The organism is Olleya sp. NP1-10 (assembly GCF_055804415.1).
On record NZ_CM147840.1, the window covers coordinates 2,845,125 to 2,863,743 of the forward strand.

The window sequence follows — 18,619 nt, forward strand, 5'->3', positions numbered from 1 at the left end:
TATATATTTTTATTTTTGTGTTGTAACTATTACGGTTTCAATAAGTCAATGATTATGCCAAGACAATAGGACTGACACGATGTCATAATCACTTTTAAAATCTATTTCTTTTTAATATTAATATGTGATACAAAAAACTATATTTGTCGCTCAATACTAAAACGATTTCGAAGTTATGGAGTGTATTTCTGTTTTTGACATGCTTAAAATTGGCGTAGGTCCTTCTAGTTCTCATACTTTAGGTCCTTGGCGAGCTGCTGAGCGTTGGATATACGAGCTAAAAGAAGCCAATCTTTTTGATAGTATCCAAAACGTAACTATAGACCTTTACGGATCGTTGTCATTGACAGGTAAAGGACATGCTACTGACTTAGCAGTCATGCTTGGTTTAAGTGGTGCAGATCCAGAACGCATCCCAACAGATACCATAGATATTATTATAGCCTCTATTAATAATACTGAAAAATTAGTTTTAAATAACGAGCGTGTTATCCCTTTTGACATCAAAAAGGATATTGTTTTTAATCGTGCCTTCTTGCCTTTTCATGCAAATGGAATAAAGTTTACCGCTTTCGCGGAAAACCAAATACACACCTCTACCTTCTACTCTATTGGTGGTGGATTTGTAGTTAAAGAAGAACGAACGGTTGATGCCGAAAATAAAGAACTAAAAAAAGAATTTCCTTTTCCTATTGATAAAGCTTCAGAACTATTAGCTTTTTGTAATAATGAAAATAAATCTATTTCTGAAATTGTTTTAGAAAACGAACGCTCACTTAGATCTGATGAGGATATTGATTTTGAGCTAAAACGTATTTGGGACACCATGTTAGAATGTATGTTTGTTGGTTGTCACACGGAAGGTAATTTACCAGGAGGTTTAAATGTTAGACGTCGTGCTTTTGATACACACCAAAGATTGAATATAGAAGTCCCATACAACACACCTCAAGAATGGTTAGAAAGTATTAGACATAGTGAAGTTAAGTTTAGACAAATACTAAAGTGGGTTAGTTGTTTTGCATTAGCTGTTAACGAGGTAAATGCCTCACTTGGACGTGTAGTAACTGCACCAACTAACGGAAGCGCTGGAGTAATACCTGCTGTATTAATGTATTATATGGTTATTGAAAATCATGATGCTAACTTTGACGATATAAAAACCTTTTTATTAGTCGCTAGTGAAATTGGTAGTATCTTTAAAAAAGGAGCTACAATTAGTGCTGCAATGGGTGGATGTCAAGCCGAAATTGGAGTGTCGTCTGCAATGGCTGCTGCTGGATTATGTCAACTTTCTGGTGGAACACCAGAACAAGTTATGATTGCTGCAGAAATAGCTATGGAACATCACCTTGGCCTAACCTGTGACCCAATTGGTGGTTTAGTACAAATACCTTGTATAGAGCGCAACAGTATGGGAGCAATTAAAGCTATTAACGCTGCAGAACTTGCTCTTGACACAGATCCAAAAATGTAAAAGTACCTTTAGATAAAGTTGTAGATACTATGTGGGAAACTGCAAAAGACATGAATACCAAATATAAAGAAACCAGTGAAGGTGGTTTAGCAGTTCGTGTAAGTTTGGCAGATTGCTAATTACAAGAGCGTCTGGTATCTACTATATAAAATATTTTCCACAGTTTGTTCTCTTTTATTAATTGAAACGAGTTAACACCACAATGACTTTTTTTGTCATTGTACCAAAACTCATAAGGTGTCCAAACATTAGCCATATTACCATCAATCTTCACTTCAAAACTTAATAAAACTTCTTTAAAAGAATTGGTTTTTGGAATTGATTTAATTTGACCTACAAAAGCATCAAAATTAGTCAAAGACAATGTTACATCTTTAGACGTTGTTTTACTAATAGATTGCATTATTACTGTTTTATAAACAGCATTATACATTTTAGTGCTATCCTGAGCATGAAAACCTTCAAAAAAGTTAGTGATTGTTTTTATAACCATCTCTTCTTCTGCATTATTTTGTGCATAGACAATAGCTACGTTCAATATAAAAAAGACTAAAAACAAATCTCATATAATATTTTAATTTATGATTAAAACGTAAATATAAGATTTTCAGTACTAAAGAAAAATTTAGCCTTAATCCTTAATTTTGTACATTTACAATCTATACAAAAACGAAACTAAATATGTCTGTAGCAAAAAAAGAATACAAAAGAGTAACTGTTAAGTCATTAGTAGAAATGAAAAAGAATGGAGAAAAAATCTCTATGCTAACTGCTTACGACTATACTATGGCTAAAATAGTGGATAGTGCAGGTACAGACGTTATTTTAGTAGGTGATTCTGCTAGTAATGTTATGGCTGGACATGAAACTACTTTACCTATAACATTAGACCAAATGATTTATCATGCGTCCTCTGTTGTTAGAGCAATAGACAGATCATTAGTTGTGGTTGACTTACCGTTTGGTAGTTACCAAAGTGACCCAAAAGAAGCCTTACGGAGTGCTATTAGAATCATGAAAGAATCTGGTGGACATGCTGTTAAAATGGAAGGTGGTAAAGAGGTAAAAGACTCTATTAAACGTATCCTACATGCAGGAATACCTGTTATGGGACATTTAGGATTAACTCCTCAATCTATATATAAATTTGGTACCTACACTGTACGTGCTAAAGAAGAGCAAGAAGCTAAACAATTAAAAGACGATGCCTTAATGCTTGAAAAAGCGGGATGTTTTGCAATTGTATTAGAAAAAATACCAGCAAAATTAGCACAAGAAGTAGCCGAGAGTGTTTCTATTCCTGTAATTGGTATTGGAGCAGGAAATGGTGTTGATGGTCAAGTATTAGTAACGCATGACATGATTGGGATGACACACGAGTTTAACCCAAGATTTTTACGTCGTTACATGAATCTTTACGAAGACATGACTAAAGCGTTTACTCAATATGGTAAGGATGTAAAAAGTGGAGATTTTCCAAGCGATAAAGAGCAATATTAACTTACAATAGTTAACATTAAAAATGTCAAAGACAGTATCTAATAAAGAGAATCTTCAGGTTATTTATGAAGACAATCACATTATTGTTGTAAATAAACGTGCTGGAGATATTGTTCAAGGAGACAAAACAGGAGATACGCCTTTAAGTGATGTCGTCAAAAATTTTATAGCTGTTAAATACAATAAACCAGGAAATGTCTATTTAGGGACTGTGCATAGGTTAGATAGACCAACCACAGGATTAGTCATTTTTTCTAAAACAAGTAAAGCATTACCACGTTTAAACAAGCTATTTGTATCTAAAGACATTTCTAAAACCTATTGGGCTTTAGTCAAAAATCCACCAGAAAACTCCTCTGGAACCTTGATACATTGGCTTAAAAAAATCCTAAAAACAACAAATCCAGAGCTTACAAAAAGAAGTTCCTGATAGTAAAAAAGCAATATTACATTACAAAACTTTAAAAAAATTAGACAATTATTATCTATTAGAAGTTAATCTAGAAACAGGACGTCATCATCAGATACGTGTACAATTATCCACAATAGGTAGCCCAATAAAAGGAGATTTAAAATACGGATTTGATCGCAGTAATAAAGACGCAAGTATTAGTTTACATGCCAGAAACATCACTTTTACACACCCAGTATCAAAAGTCGATTTAAATATTACAGCACCTTTACCTAAAGATCCCATTTGGGACGCTTGTCTTTAATATTATGGCGTTACCACAAGGGTCGTGTCATCCATTATATCTTTTTTTGCCATATATGGCAGCAAAAAAGGATGCCATTTCTACCACTAACGCAATAGTAATAATCTAAAAAAACACACCTTTAAAATTAAAACAAATCCATGATTCCAGATCTATTAAATGCTCAAGAAACGTTTTTTAAAACAGGACAAACTTTAGAGGTGACTTACCGTAAAAAGGTCTTAAAATCACTTTTAAACCATTTAACGACTAGAGAACAAGAAATCACAGAGGCGTTATATAAAGATTTTAAAAAGCCAGAATTTGAAAGCGTTTTAACCGAAACTACTATTGTAATACAAGATTTAAAACATACCATAAAAAAATTAAGTAAATGGGCTAAACCAAAACGTGTTTTTCCTGCATTATTAAATTTTCCTTCATCAGATTATTTGTATTCAGAACCTTATGGAAATATTTTAATCATCGCGCCTTGGAACTACCCATACCAACTAGCAATAGCTCCTTTAGTTGGAGCTGTTGCAGCAGGAAATACAGTTATACTTAAACCAAGTGAACTTACACCAAACACCTCTGCTTTATTGAGTGATATTATAAAAAAGGTATTTAAACCAGAGCATGTTACTGTAGTTCAGGGTGGTGTTGGCACATCTACACAATTATTACATCAACATTGGGATTATATTTTCTTTACAGGTAGTGTTAATGTTGGTAAAATAGTAGCCAAAGCTGCAGCACCAAATTTAACACCAATAACATTAGAATTAGGAGGCAAAAATCCTTGTATAATAGACGACACTGCCAATATTAAACTTACTGCAAAACGAGTCGTTTGGGGTAAATTTGTTAATGCTGGTCAAACCTGTATTGCTCCTGATTATGTTTTGATACATCATACAAAAAAGGAAGCCTTTTATAAAGCTATACAACATGAAATAGAATTAGCTTATGGACAAAAACCTGAAGATTCAAAAGATTTAGCTAGAATTATAAATATCAAAAATTTTGAACGTTTGTCAGAGATGTTAGTCAATCAAAAATGCATTATTGGAGGTCAAACAAATGCTAACGACTTATACATCGCGCCTACCATTGTAGACGAACCTAAATTAGATAGCGAAATCATGAGAGATGAAATATTTGGGCCTATACTTCCTGTTATTTCTTATCAAGACGATTCTACTTTAGATAGCATTATATTATCTTATAACAAACCTTTAAGTTTGTATGTATTTAGCACAAATTCCGCGAAAGCGAAACAATTAATAAAAAAATATTCGTTTGGAGGAGGTTGCATAAACGATACTTTAGTACATTTTGCCAATCATAAACTACCGTTTGGAGGAGTTGGTAATAGCGGTATTGGAGCTTATCATGGTCAACATACTTTTGACACGTTTAGTCATAAAAAAGGAGTTGTAAAAAAAGCAAATTGGTTAGATATCCCTGTACGCTATGCACCTTATAAAGGTAAACTAAACACTATTAAAAAAGTGCTTAAATGGTTATAGCTTCCTACAAAGTTTATGCTGGTTGATTTAAAGGATATTCAAGTTGCAACTCAACACCTTCACCTGGATTTGATTGCAAACTAAAAGTAGTATTTATAAGTTCTGCGCGACTTTTCATATTTAATAATCCAGAGCCCTTTTCTACGGTTTCTGTGTTAAATCCCTTACCATCATCTGTAGCTTTTATAACTAATTTATCATGCTCATAATTAAGAATAACTGAAAGGTTTTTTGCATCAGAATACTTAACTGTATTGGAAAAAAACTCTTGTAATATTCTAAAGATTATAATTTCGTGTTTTTTATTATTAAAAGGTATAACTTCACCTTTAACATGAAGTTCTGCAGAAGCAAACTTCATCTTTTTAAGCCTATTCAACTCGTTAGTTATAGACTGCTCAAAACCAATATTTAATATAACTTCGTTGTTTAACGACCTAGATAACATCCTTACTTCTTTTAAACTTTGTTTAACAAAATCTGAAGCTTCAGAAAAATTGTCTTGCGCTTCGGTATTCAGTTTAGTTTTTAGAATGTTAAGTTGCATACTTGCAGCTGCTAATAGTTGTCCAACATTATCATGCAGCTCCCAACCAATATTTTTTAAGGTTTGTTCTTGTATTTCTGTTTGTGCATTAGACAATTCTGCTTCAAAAGCTTGTTGCTGCATAATTTGATCTAATAATAATTGATTTTTTCTTTTTGAAAGACAATAAAGAATAAAATAACTAGTGTAGTTACGACTATTAGAACACCAATCATATATATTAATAAGTACCGTTCTGCAGCAGTAGATACTTGAGGTGATTGTAAAAACAATAATAAATTAGTCATGTTTAAATCGTGTTTTAAAGACTATAAGTCTTGTTGTAAAACAAGTATACATAAATATAATAGTAAACAGAAATAGCTAACGTTTTTAATTTTAACAATACAGAATTTTGTAATGCAGATGGTTATTCAAATTTGTTACACCTATAAAATCAACTAAAAAACATAAATAGAAGCTTAGAATTATAATATTATTTTAATTGTTCACGTTTTGAGACCAAAAGCCCAATAGCAAATGTAGAATACATAAACAAATTTGAAAACACGTAAATACTGCGTTTTAAGTTAATAAAGCTTTTATCTTCTAAGATGTAGTACTTATCATAAAATACTAATGGTGTAACGATTAACCACCATAAAAACAAAGATATACTTATATAAAAATAAGGTGATGTTGAAAACTTTAATAGATTTTCGTTTTGTAATAATTGTATAAAATATATTGAAGTACACCCAATAATTAATATTGCTCCAAATATGTATATTATAGGATCTGAAGTATAAAATAAACTATCAAAATCATTAAAGATCTTTGCAAAACAATAAATCCAGAATGATAGTAAAATTATTTTAATAATTTGTTTTAACAAAATATTTTTAAAAAGTTTGATATAGAAAAAAGTTAAAAAAGAAACTGCAAAAACATCAAAAAACAAAGTAAACCACCAGGTATTATTGGCGAACTTAGTGCCTTTAATAGGTTTAAAAAATTCAAAACTATTTAAATATAGAGTATAAGAACCTAAAAAATCTACAAAAAATAAAAACACTAAAATTTTAATAAAAAAAACAACAGCTGTGTCTTTATATTTTTTCAAACAGAAAAGACCTATTACAGCTGTTGTTGCTTCTAATGTATGTGTAATTAGAAAATAGTTTTTAAATAAAAAATCTAGCATTAGATTGTTTTATTGTGGACAACCTGATTGTGGTGGATTACCATTACCTGCTCTATCCATTCCGTTTGCACCAATTATGTCATGATTACCACCATTTATTTCTTCAGTTGGCACCATAAAAATAGTCGTGTATCCTTTAGGATCTAATTTTGAAACTTTATCTACTCCTAGATAAAACCTAACACCGTTTACAGATTTATTTTCTTCTTTAATCATTTTGATAAAGGTTTCCATCTCCTCCAACGAGTACCATGAAGATCTGTTATCTGGTTTGTCGGCTGCTTTATCATTAGCCTCTTTTCTTAATTTAGTCCATTGATCACTAAGCGCTATCGCTTCTTTTGCTGTAATCACTCCTTTTGGTTTTGACATCTTTTTTTTAATTATTGTTAATAGTTATTAATAGCTCGAGCACGAAAGTACTTAAATTATATTAATAGCTAAAGTTTTTCTTTTAAACTAGAAGCCTTAGCAAAGAATAAGAAAAACAATATTTTTAGCGAACCATATAATATTGTTATTTTCAAAAACAAATCATACTATTATAAAGCATACAAAATCAATGTTTTGAATGAATTGAATATTCAATCATACTTATTTAAATGGAATATTCAATTATTATTAATTTTTTTGTTTGTTGTTGGCAAAGTTTGAGGTTCTGAGATAAAAAAACCAATTGCAAATAACATATACATTATGAAGTTTAATGTTAAGTAAATTTGCCATTTTAAAAATATATACTCCCAATCACTATTAACCATATAAACATCATAAAAAGTTAATGGTGTAACAACTAGCCACCAAATAAATATGGCAATTACTATATAGAAATAAATAAATTTATAAAATTTAAGAATTTTATTAGTGAGTAATAATTCAATAAAATACAATATACTACAACTTAGGATTACCAAGGCTCCAGCAATTTGAATCATTGGAAAAAACTGAATAAAAAATAAGTCTTTGTTATATAAGATATGAATTAATGAAAATAATATAAAACAGTATGTAGTATACTTTAATATCCTTTTGAAGGATTTATTTGCTATTACTTTTTGAAATAGTACAGAGAATAATACAATTACTACTATATCAAATGCTATGGTGTACCACCAAAAATTTTTCTTAAATACCGAACTAAATATGGGATCAAAAAAGCGATGTAAGCCTTTCAGTTTATAATAAGAACCAATTATTTCTATTAAAAAAAGAAATAATACAATTTTGATAAAAAAAATAGCAGGTGTCCCTTTGTATTTCTTGTAAGATACAATTCCAGAAACAACTGCTATCAGAATAAAAAATTTAGTTAAAAAACTATAGTTTTGATGTAAAAAACTCTCCATATGACTTAGTTTGGATATCCTTGATCAGGTGGCATTCCACCATCTCCTCTATCCATTCCATTGGCACCAATTATATCTTGGTTTATATTACCATTTTTTTCAGTAGGCACCATAAATATGGTAGTATATCCCTTTGGATCTTGATCCGTTTTTTGTACTCCTAAATAACACCTAACTCCATTTACTGTTGAATTTTCATCTTTTATCATTTCGATAAAAGCTTCCATATCTTCTAGAGAATACCAAGTTGATCTATTATCAGGTTTACCTGCTGCTGTATCATTGGCATTTTTACGTAAATTAGTCCATGCATCATTTAATTCTTCAGCTTCAGTCGCTGTGATTTTTCCGGTTGGTCTTGACATTTTTTTGACAATTGTTTAAAATTATTAATAGCTAGAGTACTAATGTAATAAAAAAATGTTAATTTTTTAAGAAAATCAACCCAACCAACCTTCTCTATCTAAACTTCTGTATTGTATTGCTTCACTTATGTGATTGCCTAATACAGCGTCACTACCTTCCAGATCTGCAATAGTCCTAGAAACTTTTAAAATTCTGTCATACGCTCTAGCAGAAAGATTTAAACGTTCCATTGCTGTTTTAAGTAATTGTTTTGAAGCGTCTTCTAGTTTACAATACACTCTAATTTGCTTAGTAGACATTTGTGCGTTATAATGTACATTCTCAAAATCTTTAAAACGTGCTGTTTGTATTTGACGTGCTGTTGTAACACGTTTTCTGATATCGACTGAAGATTCGCCTTTACGTTCTTCTGATAATTTTTCAAAAGGAACTGGAGTCACTTCTATATGTATATCTATCCTGTCTAAAAGCGGTCCAGAAATTTTACTTAAATACCGTTGCATTTCAGCTGGACTACTAGTTACAGGAGCATCAGGATCGTTAAAATAACCACTTGGACTAGGATTCATACTAGCAACTAACATAAACGATGATGGATAAGTTACTGTAAATCTAGCTCTAGAAATGGTGACTTCTCTATCCTCTAAAGGTTGACGCATAACTTCTAAAACACCTCGTTTAAATTCTGGTAATTCATCTAAAAATAAAACACCATTGTGTGATAATGATATTTCTCCTGGCTGTGGATAAGCTCCTCCTCCAACTAAAGCTACATCACTAATAGTGTGATGCGGACTTCTAAATGGTCTTTGAGCCATTAATCCTGAATCTTTGACACGACCTACAACACTATGTATTTTAGTTGTCTCTAAAGCTTCATGTAACGTCATTGGTGGTAAAATACTAGGTAAGCGTTTTGCTAACATTGTCTTACCTGCTCCTGGAGGACCAATCAAAATAATATTATGTCCACCTGCTGCTGCAATTTCCATGCAACGCTTTATACTTTCTTGACCTTTTACATCACTAAAATCAAACTCCGGAAAATCAAGACTTTTTTCAAATTCTTTTCTTGTATCAATTACTGTTTGCTCTAAAGCTTCACCTTTATCAAAATAATTAATGACTTGTTTAATATTTTCAACGCCATACACTTCAAGACCATCAACAATAGCAGCTTCTTTAACATTTTGAATAGGAAGTATAAATCCTTTATAACCTTCTTCTCTAGCTTTGATAGCAATTGGTAAAGCGCCTTTAATAGGTTGTAAGGTTCCGTCTAAGGATAATTCTCCCATGATTAAAAACTCTTCCAAATTTTCAGCAACTATTTGTTTTGAAGCTGCTAAAATACCCATTGCCAATGTTAAGTCATAAGCAGAACCTTCTTTACGAAGGTCTGCTGGTGACATATTGATAATTATTTTTTTCCAGGAATTTTATAACCATTATTCTGAAGCGCAGCTGCAATCCTAAAATTACTTTCTTTAATTGCATTATCCGGAAGTCCAACAAGATGATAGCCAATACCACTATCTACGTTAACTTCAACGGTTACTGTTGTGGCTTCAACACCAAAAACAGCACTTCCAAAAACTTTTTTAAGCATAAAATGGTTAATTTAGTTACTAAATGTAGGAAAAGTTTTCTAAAATTTACTTCAAAACTGTAAACTCTATTTCTGAATCATTATAAACTTTATGGGTTTGTGCTTTAAAATCTGAAGCTTTAGCTTCAAAAATATTATCTACATATGTTTGTGGATTGATATCTATGTAAGGAAAAAATGTACTTTGCACTTGTACCTGTATTTTATGTCCTTTTTTAAAGGTATGCAACACGTCTTGTAACTTAATATTAACAGCTGTTTTTTGATTTGGCACAAAAGGTTCTGGAGTACTCATACTGTTTCTAAAACGTCCACGCATGGTTTCACTTCTAACCATCATATGGTAATTACTAAGCTTTAAATGGTCTTGTACATCGTCTGTGTTTTCGGTTTCTGCAGGAAACACATCAATAACTTTTACAATCCAATCTGCAGAAGTACCAGTTGTTGATACTTGTAGTTTTGCTAGGATATCGCCAGCTAAAGTCACATCGTTTTCTAAAACTTCAGTTTCAAATGTTAACACGTCTGGACGTCTAGAAGCAAAACGTTGGTCGTCCGTCATAAATTTACGTGGTGTAAACACGACTTTAACATCTTCTGTGTAAGGCACAGGTTTTTTAGGATCACTAATAAAATCACTTGTAGCTACCATACGATTAGCTTGTTGCGTTAAACGTTGTTCTGGTTGCATAAAATAACTTTCCTTAACACTGTTTTCTGGTGGCCAAGCTGTAAAATCTGTCCATTGTTTAGTACCTGTATTAAAAAAGTGAGCTTCAGGTAAATCTAACGTTCCGTCTGCTTTTCCTTTTAAGAAATGATTAAAGAATTTTGTTTCGATATTTTTTTGAAAATCATCAGAAATTTGATCACCAAAATGAATATTACCAACAACTTGACGGTCTTTATTTCTTGCCCAATCACCATGACTCCAAGGTCCAAAAACAACAGCGTTGTAATTATCACTATTTTTTTCAATACTTTTATAAGTATTAAAAGGACCATATAAATCCTCTGCATCAAATAAACCTCCAACAATTAATGTCGCTGGTTTAACATCTTTTAAATGCTGAATAATACCTCTACTCTGCCAAAACTCGTCATAATTTGGATGGCTTTTAATTTGGTTCCAAAACTCATTATCTTCACCATAGTATGAATTTAAATTACTAAGTGGTCCAGCGTCTAAAAAACTGGTATTGGTCCTCTGTACCAATGTCTGGAAATTTATACCAAGCCTCTTTTGTAGGTTGGTCCTTCATGTAACCAAATACAGAGGTTGCTCTCCAATAACTTAATAAAAATGCTCCGTTATGGAAAAAGTCATCAAAAAAGAAATCTCCAATACAAGCTTGTGGTGAGGCTGCTTTTAAAGCTGGATGACCAGATAATGTAGAATATGTGGTATAAAAACCAGGATATGAAATTCCCCAAGTACCAACGTTTCCGTTATTATTGTCAACGTTTTTAACCAACCAATCTATTGTGTCGTACGTGTCACTTGCTTCATCAAATTGTTCACCTGTTTTGTTTGGTATAAACGCACGCATATTATCATAAACGCCTTCACTATTCCATCGTCCACGTACATCTTGATAGACTATAATATTACCTTCTTTCATTAAATATTGATTAGGTCCTATTTTAGATTTAAACTCGTTATCACCATAGGGTTTACAACTGTAAGGTGTACGTTGCATCAATATAGGATACTGTTTTGACGTATCTTTAGGAGAATAAATTGTGGTGTGCAGTTTAATACCATCACGCATTGTAATGGACACTTCTTTTTTAGTGTAATGCTCTGCAACAACGTAGTCATCTATTGCTTTTGCAGTGGTTTGTGTGTCAGGTTTTACTTGGTCTTTACAAGACGAAAATACTAGTGTTAAAACTAGTAGAATTAGGATACGTTTCATTAGTTTTTATTTTGAAAAACTAAAGATAAGTATTTATATATAAATTGAATAAGAGTACTAATCTACAATTCTGTTAAAAACTGAAGCATTCTTTGTTCTGAATAATAGGTCGCTTTGGTTTGATAAAAACCGACATGACCACCATATTTTGGCATTTCTAAATATAAATTGGGGTTTTGCTGTGCAGCTTCAATAGGATAACATTCTTTGGATAAAAACGAATCGTTTTGAGCATTTATTAGTAACGTAGGTATTGAAATATGTTTTAAATACTGAAGACTACTTGATTTTTGGTAATAATCATAAGCATCCTTAAAACCATGCGCTTTTGAGGTATACACATCGTCAAAATCTTTTAAAGTCTTAACGGAATTGAAATCTGAAGTTTTAATTTTTTCAGGAAATTGTTGTTGCTTCTGTTTTAGTTTTTCTTTTAAATCTTTTAAAAACTTAGTAGAATACATAACATTTCCTGAGGCCATTAAACGTTGTAAGGATCCTTTTAAATACACAGGAACAGAAACGGTTACAGCTGCTTTAACTTCTTTTGGAAGCTTAGCAGTTTCTCCTAAATACTTTAAAATAAGATTTCCTCCTAAACTAAAACCATTTAAAAAAATAGTATCATAATTATATTTTGATATTATGTGGTTTAAAACCGAAGCTAAATCGTCTGTTTTACCTGAATGATACGATTGAAAACTTGTATTAACCTCTCCACTACAACCTCTTAAATTTATACAAACTGCATCAATACCATTATGGTTAGCAATTTTTGCAGACCCTAACATGTAATGACGTTGTGCATTACCTTCTAGACCATGGATAATAATCAATAATTGATTGGTTGGTTTATTTGCATGGCTCCAATCTAAATCTATAAAATCTGAATCTGGCAAAGTAATGCGTTCTCGTTTTTGAGATACACCTTCTACTTTACGAAATACACCAGAATATATAGTGGATAAGTGTCCATTTCTGAAGATGAATTTAGGTTTGTAATGTGATTCAATTATTGGCATAGATTATTTTATTAATGGTCGAAATATTAATTAACCTCTAAACTTGTAAACTCAAATTTTCCGCCATCAAACAAGCCTTTATCACTTAATTTAAGCGCAGGAATTACCAATAAAGCCATAAAAGATAAGGTCATATATGGTGCATTTAATGTTGTACCCAATTGTTTAGCAAACGTATCCAATTCCGCGTAAGCGTGACCAATAGCTTCAGCATTTTTATCACTCATAATTCCAGCCACAGGAAGGGATATTATTTTTTGACCTGTATCTGACACAGCACAAATCCCACCTTTGTTTTCAATTATTAAGTTTACTGCTTTACAAATGGCTTCATCACTTACACCAACTGCAATAATATTATGAGAATCATGTCCAACAGAACTTGCAATAGCACCTTCCTTTAATCCAAAGTTTTTAATAAATGCTAGTGCTGGCACATCATTTTTATAACGGTTGACCACTGTCATTTTTAAAACATCCGTTTCTGTATTAGATACCAAGTTTCCATTTTGGATAGTTGCCTCTTCTGTTAACTGATTAGTTACCAATTGACCTTCTAAAGCTTCAATAACACGTATTTGTTTAGCCGAACTTTCGACTTTAAAATCTTCAATTGTTTTAATTTCTGTATCAAAATTATTAAGATTTTCAAACGTTACGTCTTTTACTAAGGACGTTCCGTTATCAAACACTAATGCTCCATCAATATACGTTTGAAGGGTTTTAAATGCTTTTAAATCTTCAACTATAATAAAATCTGCTACATCATTTTTTTGTAATAATCCAACGTCTAAATTATAATGCTTAACGGGATTAATACACGCTACTTGCAATACTTTAAAGACATCCATACCTTTAGCAACAGCTCTAGCACAAAGCGCGTTGATATGGTTTAATAATAAATCATCTGGATGCTTGTCGTCACTACAAAACATCATGTTTTGATAATGCTCAGGTAGCAAGTCTATTAACGCTTCAAAATTTTTGGCAGCACTACCCTCTCGGATTAAAATCTTCATTCCTTTTTGAAGTTTTTCCAATGCCTCGTCATAAGTAAAACATTCGTGATCTGTGCTAATGCCTGCATTAATGTATTTAGTAACATCATCACCTCTTAAACCTGGTGCATGACCATCTACTGGTTTGTTGTAGTGTTTGGCCCAAGCTATTTTTTTAAGCACTTCTGGATCATCAAACAATACACCAGGATAATTCATCATTTCGGCTAGATACTTAATATCTGGATTAGCCATCAAGGTTTTGATGTCGTCAGAATCTATAATTGCTCCAGCCGACTCAAAAGTAGTCGCTGGCACGCAACTTGGCGCTCCAAAATTGAATTTAAAAGGGGTTTGTTTTCCGTTTTCAATCATGAACTCCACTCCTGCTACTCCTAAAACATTTGCTATTTCATGCGGATCACTAACCGTTGCAATAGTCCCATGTTTAACTGCTATTTTAGCAAACTCTGATGGGACTAACATCGAGCTTTCAATATGTATGTGTGCATCAACAAAACCAGGTAAAATGTAGTGTTTTACATCGTGTTCTTTTTCTGTAATAGATTTTATTTTACCTGAATCAATGGTGATTTCGCCACTAAAAATGCGTTGGTTTTGTATATCTACTATTTGTCCTTGTATTGTTTTCATATTGTACTATATAACAGTAAAAAAATCCTGCGATTGCAGGACTTTTAATTTAATTTTTAAAATTTTCTAATCCAATTTCTAGCCATTTTAAATACTCGTCTGCATTTGGTGTGTAGGCTGTAGTATGATTTAAAAGCTCCATTTTATCATTTACTAACACATAAAATGGTTGCGAATTATTCTGGAAATTAAGGGTTTGTAATGTTGCCCATTTGTCTCCTATGGTTTTAATGTTTTTAAGCTTTCCGTTAGCTTTTACAAATTTAAATTGCTGGTCTTCAGGTAACTCTTTACGATCATCAACATATAAAGACACGATAATATATTTGTCCTTTAATAGTTCGTATATTTTATCTTGACTCCACACCTGCTCTTCCATTTTTCTACAGTTTACACAAGCCCAACCTGTAAAATCTAACATTATTGGTTTATTTTCTGCCTTAGCAGCAGTAATACCTTCTTCAATATCTTTATAACAATTTAATCCTAAAGGACAGTCACTATCTTTCTCATAAATACTGTATGGTAAAGGTGGCGGAAACCCACTTAACAGCTTTAAATTAGCATATTTAGTATTAGTCAAACCAGGAATTAAATACACTACAAATGCACCAACTAATACTGCAAAAGATATGCGACTAAAACTTAACTTTTTTAAAGGGCTATCGTGTGGAAACTTAATTTTCCCCAATAAATACAATAATAATCCAATCCCAATAATAATCCAGATTCCTATAAATACTTCACGTTTTAAAAGTCCCCAATGTTTTACTAAATCTGCATTGGACAAAAATTTAAATGCCATACCTAATTCTAAAAATCCTAAAACAACTTTAACCGAATTTAACCAACCTCCAGATTTTGGTAACGAGTTTAACCATTTTGGAAACATTGCAAATAAGGTAAATGGTAATGCTAATGCCAAACCAAAACCAGACATTCCTGCTGTTAATTGCATGGCTCCTCCATCACTGGTTAAAGAGCCTGCTAACAGTGAGCCTAAAATTGGTCCTGTACAAGAAAAAGATACAATAGCTAAAGTTAAAGCCATAAAAAAGATACCTATAATACCTCCAACTCTAGATGATGTTTCGTCCATTTTATTTCCCCAAGATGCAGGTAAAGTGATTTCATAAAAACCAAAAAATGAAAAAGCAAAAAACGCTAAAATCAAAAAGAAAATTATATTTAATATAACGTTAGTTGATATTGTGTTTAAAATTTCTGGATTTAATGAATCTAAAAAGTGAAATGGTAACGAAAGTAACACATATATAACCAATATAAATAAGCCATAGATTATAGCATTGGCTAACCCTTTTTGTGTGTTTTCTGCACCTTTTGTAAAAAAGGATACTGTTAAAGGAATCATCGGGAAGACGCATGGTGTTAATAAAGCAATTAACCCACCAATGAAGCCAAGTATAAATATCCCAAAATTAGTTTTTTCTTTAACTTCTTCTTTTTCATATTTATCCCAACCTGTAACACCTAAATTTAAAGCTTTAGATTTATCTAAATCTGTTGCATCAATATTTAAAGTTTTAATAGCTGCTTCTGTACCATCTAAATTGTTTACAAACTCAAAAGTCGTTGGTGCCAAACATTTCTCGTCATCACAAGCTTGATAAAAGACTTCTGCTTCAATTTTTTTAAGCGCAGGATTTAATACTTTAATTTTTTGTGTAAACACTGCTTTATCATCAAAATATGTGACATCCATTGCAAATGCATTTTCATATTTTGTAACTGTTTTAGACTCCTTTAATTCTCCAATTAATTGATAGTCTTTATTGACATTATCTTTAAAGGTAATTTCGGTTGGAATTGGACCCATCGGCTCAGTATTATTCTGAGAATAAATGTGCCATTTATCTTCTAAAGTAGCTGTATAAACTAATTGATAATCTGTGTCATTTAGTTTATTTATTGAAGAGGTCCATTGTACAGGGTCAAAAATTTTATTTTTTTCTTGTTTAAGTTGAAATGTAACAATCTCACTTTCAAAAATACATTTGGCATCATCACAAGCTTGAAAACTAATTTCGGCTTCAATTTGAGATACATCTGGATTTTTAAGCTTTATTTTTTGAGTGAAGGTTGCCGAATTATCAAAATAGGACAATTCCATTTGAAACACTTTATCAAACTTGGTGATACTTTCGCTTTCCGAAGCTTTACCAATTAACTCAAAATCATTGCTCAATGCTTCATCTTGATAGAAAAACTCAGTTGGAATTGCACCACCTTCTGGTAAAGTCTGAGCGTACAAATGCCAATGATCGTCTATGTTGGCATTATAAATTAGGTTGTATTCTGTGTCAGATATTTTTTCAACTTCAGTAGTCCATTTTACAGGAGCTAACTGAGCATTAACAGTAAATACAGTGATAAAAAATAGTATAAAAGCGGTTATATGCTTCATTTATGATAGTTTAATTTTTAGTATTGATTTAGTTTGGTTTGTAACTTTAAACCTATCGTCCGCACGATGGTTGACAACCCAAACAATTTTATCTTGGCTACACAATAATAAAACTTTTTGTTTTGCTAAAACAGATAATTTTTGATCTTTAAAAAACTTGCTGAGTTTTTTCTTACCAAGCATACCTAAAGGGTAAAAATAGTCTCCTTCTTGCCAATGTCTTACAGTTAAAGGTAATTTTAACTTTTCTTTATCAATATAGATTGTAGAAGGCTCTGATTTGTCCATAGTTGCTACTGTTTCAAAAGATAAAACACCTGACGAAACCTCAATTTCATTTTCTAAATTGTTGATTATAACTGAAGCTTCATTTTGATGCTGATCAGCCTCACTTTTTAATTCACTTAAAATCAAGGTGTCTCTATTTTTAAGTAATTGATGCGTTGCAGAAAAGACTTGTTTCCCGCTTTGTGCTGTCAATAAATTGACTATGTCAGTCCATTGTGTAAATCCGTAGTCTTTAAAAATTTCATATAAATATGCTTTAGGATTGTGGACTTTAATAAATTCTGAAATTTTATAACTAATCTGAGTATTGTCAATATCAATAATTGCTCGTTTTAGTACAGCTTGCACACTTTCTTCAACAATATCTGAAGTGTCATTGATGTTACTAATCGTATTTTTAAAATTAGTCAATACATTACTATTGATATCTTTTAAAATAGGAATTACATCGTGCCTTAATTTATTACGAAGGTATTTAGTTGATGCATTACTACTGTCTTCCCTCCATTGTAGTTGGTTTAGATTAGCATAAGCTTCAATAGTTTCTCTAGAAAACTGTAATAAAGGACGTACTATGTTATGGTTTATTTCCGGAATTCCTTTTAAACCTTCTAAACCTGTACCTCTTGTCAGGTTAATTAAAAAGGTTTCTAAATTATCGTCTGCATGATGCGCAGTTAAAATATAATCAAAATCTAACTGTACAGCCAAATCCTGAAACCAATTGTAACGCAAGGATCTTGCTGCCATTTGTATGGATTGCTTCGTGTTTTCAGCGTAAGCTTCGGTATTAAAACTTTCGGTAAAAATCTCTAAATTTAGACTGTCTGCTAAATCTAGAACAAATTTTTCGTCAGCATCACTTTCTATTCCTCTTAAATTAAAATTACAGTGAGCTAAAGTTATATTTAAATTTGATTGTTGACATAAATGCGTTAATATAACACTATCTAATCCTCCTGAAATAGCAATTAATAGTTTGCTTTTTTTAAGAAAAGGAAGTGCATTGTTTATGTGATTTTGGAAGTGTTCTAGTAAGTTATAAGGCATAAGTC

Annotated in this window: 11 protein-coding genes and 4 pseudogenes; 4 read left to right on the plus strand and 11 right to left on the minus strand. The window is 31.7% G+C overall.

What is annotated here, in order from left to right; translation table 11 throughout:
• Nucleotides 1-175 precede the first annotated feature (175 nt).
• Nucleotides 176-1,596 (plus strand): annotated as a pseudogene (locus AC0L4B_RS13320) (L-serine ammonia-lyase).
• On the opposite strand, the gene AC0L4B_RS13325 reads toward AC0L4B_RS13320, so the two are convergent.
• Nucleotides 1,593-2,015, minus strand: coding sequence for a nuclear transport factor 2 family protein (locus tag AC0L4B_RS13325; protein WP_473437348.1), 423 nt, complete (start codon nt 2,013-2,015; stop codon nt 1,593-1,595). The pseudogene AC0L4B_RS13320 and the gene AC0L4B_RS13325 overlap by 4 nt on opposite strands.
• Nucleotides 2,016-2,158: 143 nt before the next feature.
• Here AC0L4B_RS13325 and panB point away from each other — a divergent pair, with 143 nt between their 5' ends.
• The 3 genes and pseudogenes from panB to AC0L4B_RS13340 all read left to right on the plus strand — a co-directional run bounded on the left by panB (nt 2,159) and on the right by AC0L4B_RS13340 (nt 5,204).
• The gene (gene panB, locus AC0L4B_RS13330) at nt 2,159-2,977 is read left to right on the plus strand and encodes a 3-methyl-2-oxobutanoate hydroxymethyltransferase (RefSeq protein ID WP_473437349.1); all 819 of its coding nucleotides are present in this window, start codon (nt 2,159-2,161) and stop codon (nt 2,975-2,977) included.
• A 22-nt stretch (nt 2,978-2,999) separates the two neighbouring features.
• Nucleotides 3,000-3,693: pseudogene (locus AC0L4B_RS13335) on the plus strand (RluA family pseudouridine synthase).
• 140 nt (nt 3,694-3,833) lie between these two features.
• Nucleotides 3,834-5,204 carry an aldehyde dehydrogenase gene (locus AC0L4B_RS13340; RefSeq protein ID WP_473437350.1) on the plus strand — a complete coding sequence of 457 codons (1,371 nt, stop codon included), beginning with the start codon at nt 3,834-3,836 and terminating at the stop codon, nt 5,202-5,204.
• 13 nt (nt 5,205-5,217) lie between these two features.
• On the opposite strand, the gene AC0L4B_RS13345 is transcribed toward AC0L4B_RS13340, so the two are convergent.
• The 10 genes and pseudogenes from AC0L4B_RS13345 to tilS form a co-directional block, all read right to left on the minus strand.
• Nucleotides 5,218-5,874 (minus strand): sensor histidine kinase, encoded by a 657-nt coding sequence (locus tag AC0L4B_RS13345; RefSeq protein WP_473437351.1) that lies wholly within the window; start codon nt 5,872-5,874, stop codon nt 5,218-5,220.
• Nucleotides 5,875-6,226: 352 nt separating this feature from the next.
• Nucleotides 6,227-6,934, minus strand: coding sequence for a hypothetical protein (locus tag AC0L4B_RS13350; protein ID WP_473437352.1), 708 nt, complete (start codon nt 6,932-6,934; stop codon nt 6,227-6,229).
• A gap of 9 nt (nt 6,935-6,943) precedes the next feature.
• Complete coding sequence (locus AC0L4B_RS13355) at nt 6,944-7,306, minus strand: hypothetical protein (RefSeq protein ID WP_473437353.1); 363 nt, start codon at nt 7,304-7,306, stop codon at nt 6,944-6,946.
• Nucleotides 7,307-8,285: 979 nt separating this feature from the next.
• On the minus strand, nt 8,286-8,645 hold the full coding sequence (locus tag AC0L4B_RS13360) for a hypothetical protein (RefSeq protein WP_473437354.1): 360 nt from the start codon (nt 8,643-8,645) through the stop codon (nt 8,286-8,288).
• Nucleotides 8,646-8,720: 75 nt separating this feature from the next.
• Nucleotides 8,721-10,255: pseudogene (locus AC0L4B_RS13365) on the minus strand (YifB family Mg chelatase-like AAA ATPase).
• Nucleotides 10,256-10,301: 46 nt separating this feature from the next.
• A pseudogene (locus AC0L4B_RS13370) lies at nt 10,302-12,177 on the minus strand (CocE/NonD family hydrolase).
• Between the two features lie 62 nt (nt 12,178-12,239).
• A complete protein-coding gene (locus AC0L4B_RS13375) occupies nt 12,240-13,199 on the minus strand; it encodes a YheT family hydrolase (RefSeq protein WP_473437355.1) in 960 nt (319 codons plus the stop codon).
• Between the two features lie 26 nt (nt 13,200-13,225).
• Nucleotides 13,226-14,851 carry an adenine deaminase gene (ade, locus tag AC0L4B_RS13380; RefSeq protein ID WP_473437356.1) on the minus strand — a complete coding sequence of 542 codons (1,626 nt, stop codon included), beginning with the start codon at nt 14,849-14,851 and terminating at the stop codon, nt 13,226-13,228.
• Nucleotides 14,852-14,900: 49 nt separating this feature from the next.
• Nucleotides 14,901-17,276, minus strand: coding sequence for a protein-disulfide reductase DsbD family protein (locus AC0L4B_RS13385; protein ID WP_473437357.1), 2,376 nt, complete (start codon nt 17,274-17,276; stop codon nt 14,901-14,903).
• Complete coding sequence (gene tilS / locus AC0L4B_RS13390) at nt 17,277-18,614, minus strand: tRNA lysidine(34) synthetase TilS (RefSeq protein ID WP_473437358.1); 1,338 nt, start codon at nt 18,612-18,614, stop codon at nt 17,277-17,279.
• Between the last annotated feature and the right edge of the window lie 5 nt (nt 18,615-18,619).

Coding starts and splice junctions, on each gene's coding strand:
- panB (WP_473437349.1), top strand. CDS start 2,159: ATGTCTGTAGCAAAAAAAGAATACAAAAGAGTAACTGTTAAGTCATTA.
- AC0L4B_RS13340 (WP_473437350.1), top strand. CDS start 3,834: ATGATTCCAGATCTATTAAATGCTCAAGAAACGTTTTTTAAAACAGGA.
- AC0L4B_RS13345 (WP_473437351.1), bottom strand. CDS start 5,874: ATGCAGCAACAAGCTTTTGAAGCAGAATTGTCTAATGCACAAACAGAA.
- AC0L4B_RS13350 (WP_473437352.1), bottom strand. CDS start 6,934: ATGCTAGATTTTTTATTTAAAAACTATTTTCTAATTACACATACATTA.
- AC0L4B_RS13355 (WP_473437353.1), bottom strand. CDS start 7,306: ATGTCAAAACCAAAAGGAGTGATTACAGCAAAAGAAGCGATAGCGCTT.
- AC0L4B_RS13360 (WP_473437354.1), bottom strand. CDS start 8,645: ATGTCAAGACCAACCGGAAAAATCACAGCGACTGAAGCTGAAGAATTA.
- AC0L4B_RS13375 (WP_473437355.1), bottom strand. CDS start 13,199: ATGCCAATAATTGAATCACATTACAAACCTAAATTCATCTTCAGAAAT.
- ade (WP_473437356.1), bottom strand. CDS start 14,851: ATGAAAACAATACAAGGACAAATAGTAGATATACAAAACCAACGCATT.
- AC0L4B_RS13385 (WP_473437357.1), bottom strand. CDS start 17,276: ATGAAGCATATAACCGCTTTTATACTATTTTTTATCACTGTATTTACT.
- tilS (WP_473437358.1), bottom strand. CDS start 18,614: ATGCCTTATAACTTACTAGAACACTTCCAAAATCACATAAACAATGCA.